Origin of the sequence: Arthrobacter sp., assembly GCF_031179385.1 — a bacterium.
In the GTDB taxonomy this organism is placed as follows: domain Bacteria; phylum Actinomycetota; class Actinomycetes; order Actinomycetales; family Micrococcaceae; genus Arthrobacter_D.
In genome coordinates, this window is the sequence record NZ_JAPSHV010000021.1 from 1 (window position 1) to 15,189 (window position 15,189).

The window sequence follows — 15,189 nt, forward strand, 5'->3', positions numbered from 1 at the left end:
CCCGAACCTGGCGCGCGCGGCCGCCGACGCCGGCATCACGTTCGTCGGTCCTCCGGCCGAAGTGCTGGAACTTGCCGGGAACAAGGTCCGTGCCCTGGAAGCGGCGCGCAAGGCAGGCATTCCCGTTCTGAAGTCCTCGAAGCCGAGTTCCGATCTTGAGGAGCTGATTGCGGCGGCTGATGAGATCGGGTTCCCGATCTTCGCGAAGGCCGTTGCAGGCGGCGGAGGTCGCGGCATGCGCCGCGTCGACAACCGCGAGAACCTTCGTGAAGCGCTTGAATCGGCGATGCGGGAGGCAGACTCGGCGTTCGGCGACCCGACCATGTTCCTTGAGCAGGCCGTGCTGCGTCCCCGCCACATCGAGGTCCAGATCCTGGCTGACGCCGAGGGCAACGTCATGCACCTCTTCGAACGTGACTGTTCCCTGCAGCGCCGCCACCAGAAGGTCATCGAGATTGCGCCGGCACCGAACCTGGACGAGAACATCCGCCAGGCGCTCTACCGCGACGCCGTAGCGTTCGCGAAGGAACTGAACTATGTCAACGCCGGCACGGTCGAGTTCCTCGTCGACACCGTCGGTGAACGCGCCGGACAGCACGTTTTCATCGAGATGAATCCCCGCATCCAGGTCGAGCACACCGTGACCGAGGAAGTCACCGACGTCGACCTTGTCCAGTCGCAGCTGCGCATCGCGGCGGGGGAGACCCTGGCCGACCTGGGTCTGTCGCAGGAGAGCGTGCGGTTGCGGGGTGCCGCCCTGCAGTCCCGGATCACCACGGAGGATCCCGCCAACGGGTTCCGTCCTGACGTCGGGAAAATCACCGCATACCGGTCCGCCGGCGGCGCTGGTGTGCGACTGGATGGTGGAACCGTGTACGCGGGTGCTGAAATCAGTCCTCACTTCGACTCGATGCTGGTCAAGCTCACGTGCCGTGGCCGCGACTACGAGTCCGCGGTCCGCAGGGCACGTCGTGCCCTTGCCGAGTTCCGCGTGCGGGGCGTATCCACGAACATCTCCTTCCTTCAGTCGGTTCTGGACGATCCGGCGTTCATCGCCGGCGATGTCGCTACCTCCTTCATTGATGAGCGCCCCGAACTGCTGACCGCCCGCGTACCTGCGGACCGTGGCACCAAGCTGCTGAACTGGCTGGCCGACGTCACGGTCAACAAGCCGAACGGGGAGCTCACGGTGGAGCTCGACCCGGCTGAGAAGCTGCCTGTCGTCGCCGAATCGGAGCAGCGACCGGGATCGCGTCAGCGGCTCCAGGAGCTGGGCCCGGAGGGTTTCGCGGCCGAGCTGCGTGCGCAGAACGCCCTCGCTGTCACCGACACGACCTTCCGCGATGCCCACCAGTCCCTCTTGGCGACACGGGTCCGGACCCGTGATCTTGTGGCGGCGGGCAAGGCTGTCTCGGCCAAGATGCCGGGGCTTCTGTCGGTGGAGGCTTGGGGCGGTGCCACGTACGACGTCGCCCTTCGCTTCCTGGGCGAAGACCCTTGGGAGCGGCTGGCCGCGCTCCGTAAGGAAATGCCGAACATCTGTCTGCAGATGCTCCTGCGTGGCCGCAACACGGTGGGCTACACCCCGTACCCCGAAGCGGTCACCGAAGCTTTCGTGCAGGAAGCCGCTGCCACCGGTATCGACATCTTCCGCATCTTCGATGCGCTTAACGATGTCTCCCAGATGGAGCCGGCCATCCGCGCCGTCCGCGCAACGGGAACCGCCGTCGCCGAGGTAGCCCTGTGCTACACCTCGGACATGCTGGATCCGGCCGAGAAGCTCTACACGCTGGATTACTACCTGGAGTTGGCGCAGCGCATCGTCGACGCCGGCGCCCACATCCTTGCCATCAAGGACATGGCGGGCCTGCTGCGTCCTGCGGCAGCCGCGAAGCTCGTGACCGCTCTGCGCGAGCGGTTCGACCTGCCGGTTCACCTGCACACCCACGACACCGCAGGCGGCCAGCTGGCCACGTTGCTGGCGGCCTCGAATGCGGGAGTCGACGCCGTCGACGTCGCCAGCGCCTCACTCGCCGGGACCACCAGCCAGCCTTCCGCGTCGGCGCTGGTCGCGGCCCTTGCGCACACCGAACGCGACACCGGAATGTCGCTGGAGGACGTCAGCTCGCTTGAGCCCTACTGGGAGGCCGTGCGCCGCGTGTACGCACCGTTCGAGTCCGGCCTGCCCGGGCCGACAGGCCGCGTCTACCGCCACGAGATCCCTGGGGGCCAGCTGTCCAACCTCCGCCAGCAGGCCATTGCCCTCGGTCTTGGTGAGCGGTTCGAAGCCGTCGAAGACATGTACACGGCGGCCGACCGCATGCTCGGCAGGCTCGTGAAGGTCACTCCGTCGTCGAAGGTTGTGGGCGATCTGGCCCTCCAGCTCGTGGGATCCAACGTGGACCCGAAAGCGTTCGAGGAGAACCCGCAGAACTACGACATCCCGGACTCAGTCATCGGCTTCCTCAGCGGCGAACTTGGGGACCCGCCCGGAGGCTGGCCTGAGCCCTTCCGGACCAAGGCGCTTCAGGGCCGCACGGTCAAGGTCCGCGACGTTGACCTTGCCCCCGAGGACCAGGAGGCCTTGGCCGCCGATTCAGCAACCCGGCGTGCCACGCTGAACCGGCTCCTGTTCGCCGGGCCTACCAAGGACTTCCAGACCACCCGGAACACCTTCGGCGACGTCTCTGTCCTGGACACCCGCGACTACCTGTACGGGCTTCAGCAGGGCAGCGAGCACGTCATCCAGCTGGAGAAGGGCGTCCGCCTGATCGCTACGCTCGAAGCCGTCTCCGACGTCGACGAGAAGGGCATGCGCACCGTGATGTGCACGCTGAACGGGCAGATGCGTCCCGTCGTCGTCCGCGACCGCAGCGTCCACACCGACGTCAAGGCGGCCGAGAAGGCCGATCCGTCGCAGCCGGGTCATGTCGCCGCCCCGTTCGCCGGTGCAGTGACCCTCGGCGTTGCCGAGGGCGATACTGTCCAGGCCGGCGACACCGTAGCGACCATCGAAGCGATGAAGATGGAGGCCGGGATCACCACCAGCGTGGGCGGAACAGTCAAGCGGGTGGCAATCGGCGCCATCGAACAGGTGCAGGGCGGAGATCTCCTGCTAGTGATCGACCGCGCCTGAATCGGGCCTACGCTAAGGTGATGCAGAATCCACCTGCAGCACCAGCTACGGGCGACATCCAAGCGTGAGGAACCATGGCGAACGAGAAGAAGCCGGCAGAACAGTCCACGGAGGAGCCCTTGGTTCCCCAGGAGCCCGGTCAAACCGTGACCGGTCAGGACAAGGCGGAAGCCGGAATGGCCGGGACGGAAGCCCCGAGCGGTTCCAGCGCAGACGCCGCGGAAGCTGCGGAAGAGCTCACGCTCAGTTCAGAGGACGACGCCGCGGAGCCGGGCAGCGCCGAGCTGCCCGGTCCCGCTGTGGTCCAGGCCCCGCTGCCTGATCGCCTGCCCCACATCGGGATCACGCCCGCAACGGAAGGCCAGTTCCCGGGACAGCACCCCACTGACCCTTCGGCGCTGACGATTGCGGACAGCGACATCCGCCTCTCCGAGGGCGACGACGTTGCAGGCTGGATGCCCTCCACGGGCCGTGCACCTGAGGTATCGCCGGCTCCAGCGGAAGAGCAACCGACCGCCCCGGACCGTAGCGCACGCAGGAACAAGGAAGAAGGACCGGAACCGGCGTCGTCGCTGACTGCTGACCGGTTGCTGACCTCGCAGCAGCGCGCACCGATCGGCGGCTGGCGGCTGTGGCTGTACAAGGCGACTTTCGGCTACGTGAATGTGGGCGATTCCGACGCCGTCCGCATCCACCGCGCGCTCGAGCACCGGGTCAGCGTGCGGTTGGGGGAGCGGACCCGGTATGTTCCCGTGCTTTCCCGAAAGGGCGGAGTCGGTAAGACCACCGTGACCACCCTGCTCGGCATGGCCCTCGCTGACATCCGCGAGGACCGCATCATCGCCATGGACGCCAATCCGGACCGCGGCACCCTCTCCGACCGGTCACCCGGCAAGGCAGAGTTCACCGCACGTCAGCTCGTGCAGAACCGGTTCATGGTGGACTCCTTCGCCCAACTGTCGAGCTACGTTGCCCGGGACGGCTCTCGGCTGCACGTGCTCGCCTCGGACACCGACCCGGCGATCGCCCAGGCTTTTGATGACGCCGATTACCGCGCCGTCACCGATATTCTCGGCCGGTACTACTCCATCGTCCTCACCGACTCCGGCACCGGCATGGTCCACTCGGTCATGAAGGGAACACTGGAGAAGGCAGACGCCGTGGTACTCGTGTCCGGCGGCAGCGTTGACGAAGCGCGACTGGCATCAGAGACACTGTCCTGGCTTGAAGCTCATGGTCGGCATGACCTCGTCGAGAAGGCGATCGTCGTCGTCAATATGTCCTCCGGGAACCGCACCGACGTCAATGTGCAGGAGATCGAGGAGCACTTCCGCTCCCGCGTCAGCACCGTTGTACGCATCCCGTACGACCGTCACCTTGCGGAGGGCTCCCGCGTGGATCTCTCGAAACTTCAGCCCAAGACGCGGGAAGCCGTGGTGGAGCTCGCCGCGCTCGTCGTGGATCAGTTGCACTGATTCGTGGTTCACTACGACCTGGCGATCATCGGTTCCGGCTCCGGGAACACGATCATCACTCCCGAATGGGATGACAAGAAGATTGCGATCATCGAGGGCGGAACGTTCGGTGGAACGTGTCTGAACGTGGGATGCATCCCCACGAAGATGCTCGTTTATCCCGCAGACCTCGCGCGTGCAGCCGACGACGGCGCCCGGCTGGGCGTCGACCTTCAGCACACGGCGACGAGGTGGGCGGACCTGCGCGACCGGGTCTTCACCAGGATCGACAGCATCTCGGAAGCGGGCAGGGTCTACAGGGCCGATGAACTCGACCACGTCGACCTGATCGAGGAGGACGTCCGTTTCACCGACGACCGCACCCTCGTCACCGATTCAGGTGATGTCGTTACGGCCGACCAGGTGGTCATAGCAGCAGGCTCCCGCGCGGTAACGCCGGACATTCCCGGACTCGACCTGCCGCAAATCCACACGTCCGACACCGTCATGCGGCTGAGCGAGCTACCACAGCGCATGCTCATCGTCGGCGGTGGTTACATTGGGGCGGAGTTTGCGCATATCTTTTCCTCGCTCGGCACCGAGGTGACCCTGGCTGTGCGATCTGACCGGATGCTCCGGGCCCTCGACGATACGATCTCTGAACGCTTCACAGAGCTCGCCCGATCCCAATGGGATCTTCTGACCAAACACCAGGTCCGGCGGGTGGACAGCAACGGTGACAGATCCGTGACGGCGACGCTGACGCGTCCGGATGGGTCCGAGACGGCGGTGGAGGCCGACGTCGTGCTTGTTGCGACCGGGCGTACACCCAACAGCGACCGGGTGGGAGCAGGGGATATTGGTTTCGATCTGACCGATGACGGACGGGTCGCGGTCGATGCATTCCAGCGGGTGCTGCGCCAGGGTGAGCCGGTTGCGGGCGTGTGGGCGCTCGGAGACATTTCCAGCGCCTTCCAGCTCAAGCACGTGGCGAACCACGAAGCCCGGGTTGTCTCGCACAATCTGCTCCACCCTGATGCGCTTCATGCTGCAGATCATCGCTACGTTCCGGCCGCTGTGTTCACGCGCCCGCAGATCGCTACTGTGGGCCTTACCGAGGAACAGGCGCTGGAACGGGCTGAGAAAACCGGCTCACGGGTTGCTGTGGCGGTCCAGCAGTACGGGTCAACCGCCTACGGCTGGGCCATGGAAGACACAACAGGGATTGTGAAAATCCTGGCGGAGGAAGACACAGGCATGATCCTCGGCGCTCACATAATGGGGCACGAAGCGTCGAACCTGATTCAGCCCATCATTCAGGCGATGCACTTCGGCCTGGACGCTTTCACGATGGCCCGCGGCCAGTACTGGATACATCCGGCCCTCACCGAGGTGGTGGAGAACGCCCTGCTTTCGCTGAAGGCGCCCTCCACCTGACCTATCCGGCGGGCTGCACGCGCGGCTGGGAGTAGATCTCCTCGACCACAGAGGAGTAGTCCTTGAGCACTTGGGCTCGCTTGATCTTCATCGACGGGGTGAGATGGCCGCTCGCCTCCGTGAAGTCCTGCTCAACAATGCGGAACACCTTGATGGCTTCAGCCTGCGAGACCGACTCGTTCGCCGAATCAATCAGGGACTGAATCTCGGCCTGCACCGCGGAATGGCGCGCAGCCTCGGCCATGGTGGTGTTGGCCGGAAGGTCGTGCCGCTCCAGCCACCCGGGCAGCGCCTCCTCGTCCAGCGTGATCAGCGCGGAGATGAACGGACGCTGGTCTCCGACGACAACGCACTGGGAGACCAGGGCGTTGGCACGGATGGTGTCCTCCAACTGTGCGGGGATGACGTTCTTTCCACCGGCGGTCACGATGATTTCCTTTTTGCGCCCGGTGATGCTCAGGAAACCGTCGTCGTCGAGCTGGCCGATGTCTCCGGTGTGGAACCAGCCGTCCGTGAAGGCTTCCTCCGTCAGGTCAGGGCGCTTGAAGTAACCCTTCAGGACGCACACGCCCTTGGCGAGGATCTCACCGTCATCAGCGATCTTGACCGCGTTGCCCGGGAGGGGAGCTCCGACGGTGCCGATCTTGATTTTCTGCGGCGTGTTCACGGAGATCGGTGCGGTGGTCTCGGTCAGTCCGTATCCTTCAAGGACCATGAGCCCGATGCCGTGGAAGAAGTGACCGAGGCGGTCGCCAAGAGGTGCGCCGCCGGACACGGCGTGTTGCACCCGCCCACCCATGGCCGTCCGGATCTTGCCGTAGAGGAGCTTGTCGAAGATGGCATGCTTGACCTTCAGCCCGAGGCCCACCTTGCCCGCCTGATCCGCCTTTGACCAGGCGATGGCGACGTCGGCACCGGCGTGGAAGATCTTGCCTTTCCCGCTGTCCTCGGCCTTGAGCATCGAGTTGTTGTAGACCTTCTCGAAGACGCGGGGGACCGCGAGGATGAAGCTCGGCTTGTAGCTCTGCAGATCCGGGAGCAGGTTCTTCACATCGGGAGTGTGGGCAACGGTGGCGCCTGCAGCCACGCACAGCACGGAGATGAATCGGGCGAAGACGTGCGCCATGGGAAGGAACATGATGGTCTGTGCGCCCTCGTGGGCCACCTCCGGCAGCGACTCGGCGGCGTTCTCGGAAAGCTCCACGAAGTTGCCGTGCGTCAGCTCGCAACCCTTTGGCTTTCCAGTGGTCCCCGAGGTGTAGATGATGGTTGCGACGTCGTCCAGGCCCGCGATAAGGCGGCGTTCCTCGAGCGCCGCGTCGTCAATGCCGGTTCCAGTCTCCCGGAGCGTGTCCAGGCCACCACCGTCGAACTGCCACACGTCCCGGAATCCCTCGAGATTCGCCGAGGCGACGGCCTGGCGGACCACGTTCTCATGCCGCCCCGACTCGACAAAAGCGGCCACGGCGCCTGAGTCGCCAAGGATCCAGGCAACCTGCGACGGAGAGGAGGTCTCGTAGACCGGCACCGACACTCCGCCCGCAAACCACACCGCGAAGTCCACCAGCGCCCATTCGTACCGCGTGCGCGCCATGATGGCCACGCGGTCGCCGGCGCCGACGCCTGAAGCCATCAGACCCTTGGCAATTCGGCGGACGTCGGAGAGGAAGTCCGTTGCCCGGATATCGGACCACTGCCCGGAGGCATCCTTGGTGGCAAACAGGGCAGGATTGCTTGCCTTCTCAGCCTGCTTCATCACCAGATGAGTGGTGTTGCTGTCCCGGGGGACCTGCACTTTGGCCGGAACGCTGAATTCGCGCACAGGAATCTCCTTTGATCTTCGTCACATCCGTGAGACGTTCCTAGCCTATAGCTTTTCCGCAGGCGTTCTTACTCTCCAGTAATGTACAAAACGGTAACGGTAAAGCTTGCGTTCAGGACGGCGCAGTCCCAGTACGACGGCGGGAGGCCGGCTCCATGCAGACGGAACCAGAAGAGGGTCTCCTGGCCGACCGATTTCGCGCCGGGGCCGGCACGCGACGCCCACTTCGGGCGCCGCAGGCTGCGAGCTCACGTTACGCTGCCCGCCCGCTGCGCGCGCGTGGGCTCGCCATAGGCATCGATATCGGCGGCACCAAGGTGGCTGCCGGCGTCGTCGACCCCACCGGTGCAATCATCGCCTCCGCCCGCAGGGAAACCCCCGGGCAGGATCCGAGGGCGGTCGAAGCGGTGATCGTGGACCTGGTGCGCGAGCTCGGACGAGGTCGGCGCATCCGCTCGGTGGGTATCGGAGCGGCCGGGTGGATGGATCTGGACAACGGAACCGTGCTGTTCAGCCCTCACCTGGCGTGGCGCAACGAACCGTTGAGAGCGAATCTCGAAAAGGCCCTGCGACGGCGCGTTACGGTGCTCAATGACGCGGACGCGGCAGCGTGGGCCGAATGGCGTTTCGGCGCGGGCCGGGGCGAATCGCGGCTCGTGCTCATCACTCTCGGTACCGGAATCGGTGGCGCGATGATCATGGACGGTGTACTCGAGCGAGGCCGTCACGGAGTGGCGGGGGAATTCGGTCACCAGATCATCGTTCCCAACGGGCATCGCTGCGAGTGCGGCAACAGGGGCTGCTGGGAACAGTACGCCTCAGGCAACGCGCTCGGGCGGGAGGCCCGCGAGCTTGCGACCGCCAATTCTCCGGTTGCGCAGACCCTGCTGCATGAGGTGAACGGCAACGTCGACGCCATCACCGGCACAGTGGTCACCCGCCTGGCGCTGCAGGGCGACCCTGTGTGCCGTGAGCTGATCGACGACGTCGGGCAGTGGCTCGGTCTCGGCCTCGCCAACCTGGGTGCGGCGCTCGATCCCGGGACGTTTGTCATCGGTGGCGGGCTCGGGGCGGCCGGGCAGCTCCTGATAGAACCGGCGCGGCGCGCATTCGAGCGAAATCTCACCGGACGCGGGTTTCGTCCCGCTGCACGAATTACGGCGGCGGCCCTCGGCCCCGAGGCCGGCCTGGTGGGCGCGGCTGATCTTTCCCGCATCCGGCACCGCCCGCTGCTGGGCCGGGCATATGGAACCCCGCCCTCAGGACGCCCCAGTGAGCGGCGCTAGGCAAGGGCGCAGCCAGACCTCGCAGCTGAACCTCGAAGCTAGACCTCGGCGCCGTCGTCGTCGTAATCCCGCGTCTTCGGAAGACGGAAGATCAGGAAGGTGACGCTCGCGATGAAAACCGCCACGATGCCCAGCATCATGGTGCTGGAGGCGGAACGCCAGAACATCGCAATCAGCACCAGGGCTATGGGGCTGCCCACGGCACCCACCCAGGCAAGCACCACCAAGGGATCTCCCACGCCGAGGGCGGGAGGTTCGGGCGGCCGGAATGATCCGTCGTCGTCATCATCCGGCGCGGTGTGATCGCGGGGACCTGCGGGAGTCGGGGTGCGCTGAGCCTCGAAGATCGCCCGTACGCGCTCCTCCGCCGAGGGCGCGGGGTCGGAGGAGGGCCGCTCGGGCAACTCGCTGCTCGGCGTTTCTTCCAGCCGCGCGACGAGGTCTTGCCACACGGCGTCGTCAGTAGACTCGTTAGGGTCCTGGGCTCGTGGACTCATGCGGTGATACCTGCTGTCACGTGCTTGATGAATGCTGCGGAGCGTTCGAAGATGAGCTCCTGGTCGTGGTCCATGGTGGCCACGTGGTAACTGTTCTCCAACCGTATTATCTCCAAGTCTGCACTCCCGATGCGCCGCTGTAGAACTTCCAGGCTGCTTTCGGGAACAATCCGGTCGATGTTCGACCGGAACACCAGGGTCGGAGCCGTAACCTGTGGGAGCCGTTCGGTGGTGTCACGAAAGAGGCGCGCGAGCTGGTGGACGGCCGCAACCGGAGTCCGGGCGTAGGCGCGCTCGTCCATGCCTTCCTTTCTGATGTCGTTCCCGATTGATGGGACAGACCGGAGGAGATACTTCAGCACGCCCACATAGCGGGCGCGTGGGTCGGCAATGGTGAGCCCAGGATTGACGACGACGACGCCCGCCACCGACTCCAGCGCCGCCAGCCTCAGAGCGAGCGCCCCACCCATGGACAAACCGGCTACGACCACGGCGTCGGTGTCCTGGGCGAGTTGCCGGTAAGCGGCATCAATGCCCTCATACCAGTGCTGCCACGGTGTTCTGGCCAGTTCCTGCCAAGTGGTGCCGTGACCCGCAAGCAGGGGTAGCTTCACTGCGTAGCCCTGGTTTGCCAGGTGCTGTGCCCACCCGATCATGCTCGCCGGCGAACCCGTAAAGCCATGGCTGAGTATCACTCCGATCCGCGCATTCCTGCCCGAACCCGGAGACGAGTACGCTGCAAGTGCGGTATCGACCGTCATGATTCCAATGGTGTCACCGTGTCCGGTCCACTGCCAGTGGCGCCCGGCACACCGTCCGCCCGTAGAGTAGTGTTCCGAGAAGCCCGTTTGCGGAACGCATGGTTATTGCCTGTTTCCAGATAATCGGAACATCCACGCAGGAAGGCTGGCAGAGTGTTCTACTGGATCATGAAGCGGATCTTTATAGGTCCCATTGTGAATCTCCTGTTCAGGCCATGGGTCAAGGGCCTGGACAACATTCCCGCTACCGGTGCCGCTGTCATCGTGAGTAACCATCTATCCTTCTCCGACTCAATCTTCCTGCCCCTGGCTGTGCCTCGGCCGGTGGTCTTCCTCGCCAAGTCGGAGTACTTCACCGGCAAAGGCCTGAAGGGCAAGCTCACCGCCATGTTCTTCCGGCTCAGCAACCAGCTGCCGATGGACCGCTCCGGCGGTGCCGCATCTGCGACGTCGCTCTCCGCAGGCGAGGAGATCCTGAAGTCCGGCGGGATACTCGGCATTTATCCGGAAGGCACCCGCAGCCCGGATGGCAGGCTGTACCGGGGCAAGACCGGTGTGGCCAAATTGATCCTTGCGACCGGCGTTCCAGTCATTCCTGTAGCGATGATCGGTACGGATAAAGTCCAGCCCATCGGCCGGCGTCTTCCGAACATCCGCCGGGTAGGAATCATCATCGGGGAGCCGATGGATTTCCGGCGTTATGCCGGAATGGGAGACGACCGTTTCATCCAGCGCTCCGTCACTGACGAAATTATGTACGCCCTGATGAGGCTCTCCGGCCAGGAGTACGTCGACGTTTACGCCAGCAGTGTCAAGGAACGTCTTGCCAGTGCGAAGACCGCAGGCAAGAAGGCGGCAAAGAAGCCGGAACGTGCAGCAGACCCGTCCCGCCAGGCAGCTGTTCGGCTGGAAGGTTCAGTGCCCGCACCGGCGGCGCCGTCGCCGTTGGACACCTCACTGCCGCCGAGCGCCGAAAGCCCTTTGCCCGGCGAAGTCCGCACGATCGGGCGAGAGGCTGGAGAAGCCGGCGACCCTCCAAAGACACCTGCTCGTGCCAAAAGAGCAAAGGCAAAGCACGAAGGGGATCCCAGCAGCCGGGCTATGTGACGGTACGGAAGCCTTCGGATGACAGGGGAGTCCGCCGTCGTGCGGCGAAGCCATTAGGCTTAAGCAGTGACCGAAACAACCGTGACCTCAGCGTCCCCTTCAGCAACAGCCGACCACGGTCTGGACAAGTGGCGGGAGCTCAGCATCTCCCAGCAGCCCAGCTGGCAGGACTCTGCGGTGCACCGGACCGCGATGAATGAGCTGTCCACCCTGCCTCCACTGGTCTTCGCCGGCGAGGTGGATGTGCTTCGGGAAAGGCTGGCGGCGGCAGCCCAGGGGAAGGCGTTTCTCCTGCAGGGAGGCGACTGCGCGGAAACCTTCGACGGCGCTACAGCGGACAAGATCAGCGCGCGTGTGAAGACCATTCTGCAGATGGCAGTGGTGCTTACCTATGGTGCGTCACTTCCTGTCATCAAGATGGGTCGCATGGCCGGGCAGTTCGCCAAGCCGCGTTCCTCGAATGACGAAACACGCGAAGGAGTAACCCTGCCGGCCTATCGGGGCGACATGGTGAACGGGTACGACTTCACTCCGGAGAGCCGGGGCCATGACGCATCCCGTATGGTGCGCGCCTACCACACCTCGGCATCGACGTTGAACCTCATCCGGGCGTTCACGCAGGGAGGTTTCGCGGATCTTCGTCTTGTTCATCATTGGAACAAGGGCTTCACCGCGAACCCCGCGCATTCGCGCTATGAGTCACTCGCGCGCGAGATTGACCGGGCTGTCCGCTTCATGGAAGCCTGCGGCGCGGACTTCGACGCGCTGACGCGCGTCGAGTTTTTTGCGAGCCACGAGGCACTGCTCCTCGAATACGAACGTGCGTTGACACGGACGGACTCCCGCACGGGACTGCCCTATGACACGTCCGCACACTTCCTGTGGATCGGGGAGCGCACCCGTGACATCGACGGCGCACACATCGACTTCCTTTCACGGGTCCGCAACCCGATCGGCGTAAAGCTCGGTCCCGGCACGTCCCCTGATGACGCATTGGCGCTCATCGACAAGCTGGACCCGAACCGTGAGCCCGGCCGCCTCACTTTCATCACACGCATGGGCGCCAAGAACATCCGGGAGAAGCTTCCCAACCTGGTGTCGCGGGTCACGGAGTCCGGGGCCCAGGTTCTGTGGGTGACGGACCCGATGCACGGCAATACGGTCACTTCCCCGAATGGGTACAAGACCCGCAACTTCGACGACGTCATGGACGAGGTCCGGGGATTCTTCGAGGTGCACAACGCGCTCGGCACCTTCCCCGGTGGGCTCCACGTGGAGATGACGGGTGACGATGTCGCCGAGTGCCTGGGCGGGGCGGATCCGATCGACCAGGAAGCCTTCCTCGACCGGTATGAGTCGGTGTGCGATCCCCGGTTGAACCACATGCAGTCCCTGGAGATGGCCTTCCTCGTGGCCGGCGCGCTCTCACGGCGCTGACGGTCTCTGCCAGTGACAGGAGCCAAACGGCAGAAGCCGCCGCTGTAGCCGTTTGGCTCCTGTCAGGTAACCGTTATGGTGACCGTTGAACCCTCAGGGTGTTCACCCGTGAGGTCCTGGCCGGCGACCAGTCCAAGAACCGGCCTGCCAAAGGCGTAGTCCACTTCGACAGTGAATCCGGCCTCCTCGAGCGCCGCAATCGCTTCTGCCTCCGGCTGGGAGAAGACATCCGGAACCTCGATGATCCGGGGACCCGCGGATAGCGTGAGCGTGACCGTTTCTCCCGGCCGGAGCTGACCGTCGGACGGACTCTGCGACAGGACGGAACCCGCCGGTACCTCTGCGTCGTTGACTGCCTCCGGGGCGATCTCACCGGCCAATCCTGCATCCTCCAGCGCGCTGAGGGCTTCTTCCTCAGGCAGACCCACCACCGGGGGAACCGCAACCGGTTCAGGTCCCTGCGATACGACGAGGCCAATGGCGGTGCCCGCCGGGACTGTCTCGCCTCCCGCCGGGGTAGTGGCGATGACCTCCCCTTCGCCGACGGAGCTGCTGAACTGGCGTGTCACCTCTCCGACGTCGAAACCTGCAGCCACGAGCGAAGCCGCTGCTGTCGCCTCAGCGAGGCCGGACACCTCGGGAACCGCGAAGAGTTCTGGGCCCCGCGATACGATCAGCGCGATCTCTTCCCACGGCCGCACTGCGGCTGCTGGTTGCGGCTCACTCGTGATGACGAGTCCCTCAGCCACTGCGTCCGAGTGGACCTGCTCGGCCCTTGAGGACAGGCCGACCTGGGAAAGAAGGGCCTGCGCGACGCTCAGCGGGCGGTTGGAAACGTCCGGTACGGTTACGAGCGCGCCAGGACCTGTTCCGAGGAACCAGCCGGCTGCGGCGGCCAGCAGTGCCAGAAGGGCGAGAAAGGCGATCAGCAGTGCGCTGCGACGGCGACCATTACCCGGCCGCAATGCTTTCTGCGGTCGCTGTGCAGCTTTTGCCCGCTCTTTCTGGTGCGCCTTGAAGTCCCTGGCTGCAAGCTTCTCCCGAGCAGCCGGGTCGGGTTGCTGTTCGGGCTTTGGGCCTGCGGCTGGAACCGAATCGAATACGGTCGTGGGGTGTGAGCCTTTGCCCAGCACGGTGGTGGGGGACCCTGATCCGCCAATGGCTTCAGTGGGATGCGAGGGTCCGACTACCTCAGTGGCGGAGTATGGACCGGAAATGACTTCCGTGTGAGCGTCGCCGCCGGAATCCAAGAACTTTCCGGACGCTGCGGGTTCATGCTGGTGCTCGCTGCCCAGGTCGAGTTCGGCGTCGGTGAGTGTAGTCCTGATATGGCGCAGTTCGCCGAGTAGGGAATGTCCATCGACGGGGCGTTTCTCGGGGTCGACGGCGGTGCACCAGAGAACCAGTTCGTCGAGGTCTTCGGCCAGCCCAGGCACTCTGGTGGAAGGCGCTGGAACTCGCGAGTTCACGTGCTGGAACGCAACCCGAATGGGGGCATCTCCCTGGTAAGGCTGCGTGCCCGTAAGAAGTTCGAAAAGCATGATACCGGCCGAATAGATGTCGCTGCGGGCGTCCGCTGTCCCTCCGGTCATCAATTCCGGCGGCAAGTACGCCGCCGTGCCGACGAGGGTGCCGGTATTGGTTCCTGCGGACACTGCTCGGGCGAGCCCGAAATCGGCGATCTTGATCCCGCCGCGCTCCTCGAGCAGCACATTCTCGGGCTTCACGTCCCGGTGAATAAGCCCGGCGTCGTGGGCCGCGGCCAATCCCTCGATGACGGGGTCAAGCATGGCGAGTGCCTGGCGCGGGGTCAGACGGCCGCGCTCTCTCAGAAGGTCTCGGAGCGTTCTGCCGGGAACATACTCCATGACCAGGTAGGCGACTCCATGATCCGGTCCTTCTTCCACCCCTTGATCCAGAACTCCCACAACATGCGGGTGAGACAGCCTCGCAGCAGATTTTGCTTCGCGCTCGAACCGCTCAAGGAAGCGCTGGTCCTCGGCAAGGTGGGGGTAAAGAACCTTGAGCGCAACATCCCGCTCAAGGCGCTGGTCCGTCGCCAGGTAGACAGTGGACATGCCGCCGCGCGCAATCCGGGAACGCACGAGGTAACGGCCGTCCACGACGGTGTCCACCAGTGAGTCTCTCGCCCTCTCCCGCACCCTTCGATACTAAGTGAAACAGCGGCCGGCGCCCGCACCAACACAGATCGGTAGGGGCGCCGGCCGCTGTCTGGAAACAGCGATCCCGGG

At 64.8% G+C, this 15,189-nt stretch carries 10 protein-coding genes; 6 read left to right on the forward strand and 4 right to left on the reverse strand.

Annotated features, from left to right (window positions below; translation table 11 throughout):
- The 3 genes from RIF85_RS05295 to RIF85_RS05305 all read left to right on the forward strand — a co-directional run.
- Positions 1-3,136, forward strand: a 3,136-nt coding sequence (locus RIF85_RS05295; RefSeq protein ID WP_309070869.1) for a pyruvate carboxylase, incomplete at its 5' end; no start/stop codon positions are given.
- 74 nt (positions 3,137-3,210) lie between these two features.
- The gene (locus RIF85_RS05300; protein ID WP_309070870.1) at positions 3,211-4,611 is read left to right on the forward strand and encodes a MinD/ParA family protein; all 1,401 of its coding nucleotides are present in this window, start codon (positions 3,211-3,213) and stop codon (positions 4,609-4,611) included.
- 3 nt (positions 4,612-4,614) lie between these two features.
- The gene (locus RIF85_RS05305) at positions 4,615-6,027 is read left to right on the forward strand and encodes a mycothione reductase (RefSeq protein ID WP_309070871.1); all 1,413 of its coding nucleotides are present in this window, start codon (positions 4,615-4,617) and stop codon (positions 6,025-6,027) included.
- Position 6,028: 1 nt separating this feature from the next.
- Here RIF85_RS05305 and RIF85_RS05310 read toward each other — a convergent pair whose 3' ends face one another.
- On the reverse strand, positions 6,029-7,849 hold the full coding sequence (locus tag RIF85_RS05310) for an AMP-dependent synthetase/ligase (RefSeq protein WP_309070872.1): 1,821 nt from the start codon (positions 7,847-7,849) through the stop codon (positions 6,029-6,031).
- A gap of 155 nt (positions 7,850-8,004) precedes the next feature.
- Between RIF85_RS05310 and RIF85_RS05315 the strand changes: the two genes are divergently transcribed.
- The gene (locus tag RIF85_RS05315; RefSeq protein ID WP_309070873.1) at positions 8,005-9,135 is read left to right on the forward strand and encodes an ROK family glucokinase; all 1,131 of its coding nucleotides are present in this window, start codon (positions 8,005-8,007) and stop codon (positions 9,133-9,135) included.
- 38 nt (positions 9,136-9,173) lie between these two features.
- Here the strand turns inward: RIF85_RS05315 and RIF85_RS05320 are convergent, their stop codons facing one another.
- Positions 9,174-9,632, reverse strand: coding sequence for a hypothetical protein (locus RIF85_RS05320; protein ID WP_309070874.1), 459 nt, complete (start codon positions 9,630-9,632; stop codon positions 9,174-9,176).
- On the reverse strand, positions 9,629-10,393 hold the full coding sequence (locus RIF85_RS05325) for an alpha/beta fold hydrolase (RefSeq protein WP_309070875.1): 765 nt from the start codon (positions 10,391-10,393) through the stop codon (positions 9,629-9,631). Before RIF85_RS05325 ends, RIF85_RS05320 begins: the two co-directional genes overlap by 4 nt.
- 153 nt (positions 10,394-10,546) lie before the next feature.
- On the opposite strand from RIF85_RS05325, the gene RIF85_RS05330 reads away from it, so the two are divergent.
- Together RIF85_RS05330 and RIF85_RS05335 are read left to right on the forward strand one after the other, a co-directional pair.
- Positions 10,547-11,500 carry a lysophospholipid acyltransferase family protein gene (locus tag RIF85_RS05330; RefSeq protein WP_309070876.1) on the forward strand — a complete coding sequence of 318 codons (954 nt, stop codon included), beginning with the start codon at positions 10,547-10,549 and terminating at the stop codon, positions 11,498-11,500.
- A 66-nt stretch (positions 11,501-11,566) separates the two neighbouring features.
- Positions 11,567-12,937, forward strand: coding sequence for a class II 3-deoxy-7-phosphoheptulonate synthase (locus tag RIF85_RS05335; RefSeq protein WP_309070877.1), 1,371 nt, complete (start codon positions 11,567-11,569; stop codon positions 12,935-12,937).
- 62 nt (positions 12,938-12,999) lie between these two features.
- Here the strand turns inward: RIF85_RS05335 and RIF85_RS05340 are convergent, their stop codons facing one another.
- On the reverse strand, positions 13,000-15,099 hold the full coding sequence (locus RIF85_RS05340; protein ID WP_309070878.1) for a PASTA domain-containing protein: 2,100 nt from the start codon (positions 15,097-15,099) through the stop codon (positions 13,000-13,002).
- Positions 15,100-15,189: the final 90 nt, after the last annotated feature.

Excerpts from the sequence above, each read along its gene's own strand:
- RIF85_RS05325 (WP_309070875.1), bottom strand. The coding sequence starts at position 10,393 with ATGACGGTCGATACCGCACTTGCAGCGTACTCGTCTCCGGGTTCGGGC.
- RIF85_RS05320 (WP_309070874.1), bottom strand. The coding sequence starts at position 9,632 with ATGAGTCCACGAGCCCAGGACCCTAACGAGTCTACTGACGACGCCGTG.
- RIF85_RS05315 (WP_309070873.1), top strand. The coding sequence starts at position 8,005 with ATGCAGACGGAACCAGAAGAGGGTCTCCTGGCCGACCGATTTCGCGCC.
- RIF85_RS05300 (WP_309070870.1), top strand. The coding sequence starts at position 3,211 with ATGGCGAACGAGAAGAAGCCGGCAGAACAGTCCACGGAGGAGCCCTTG.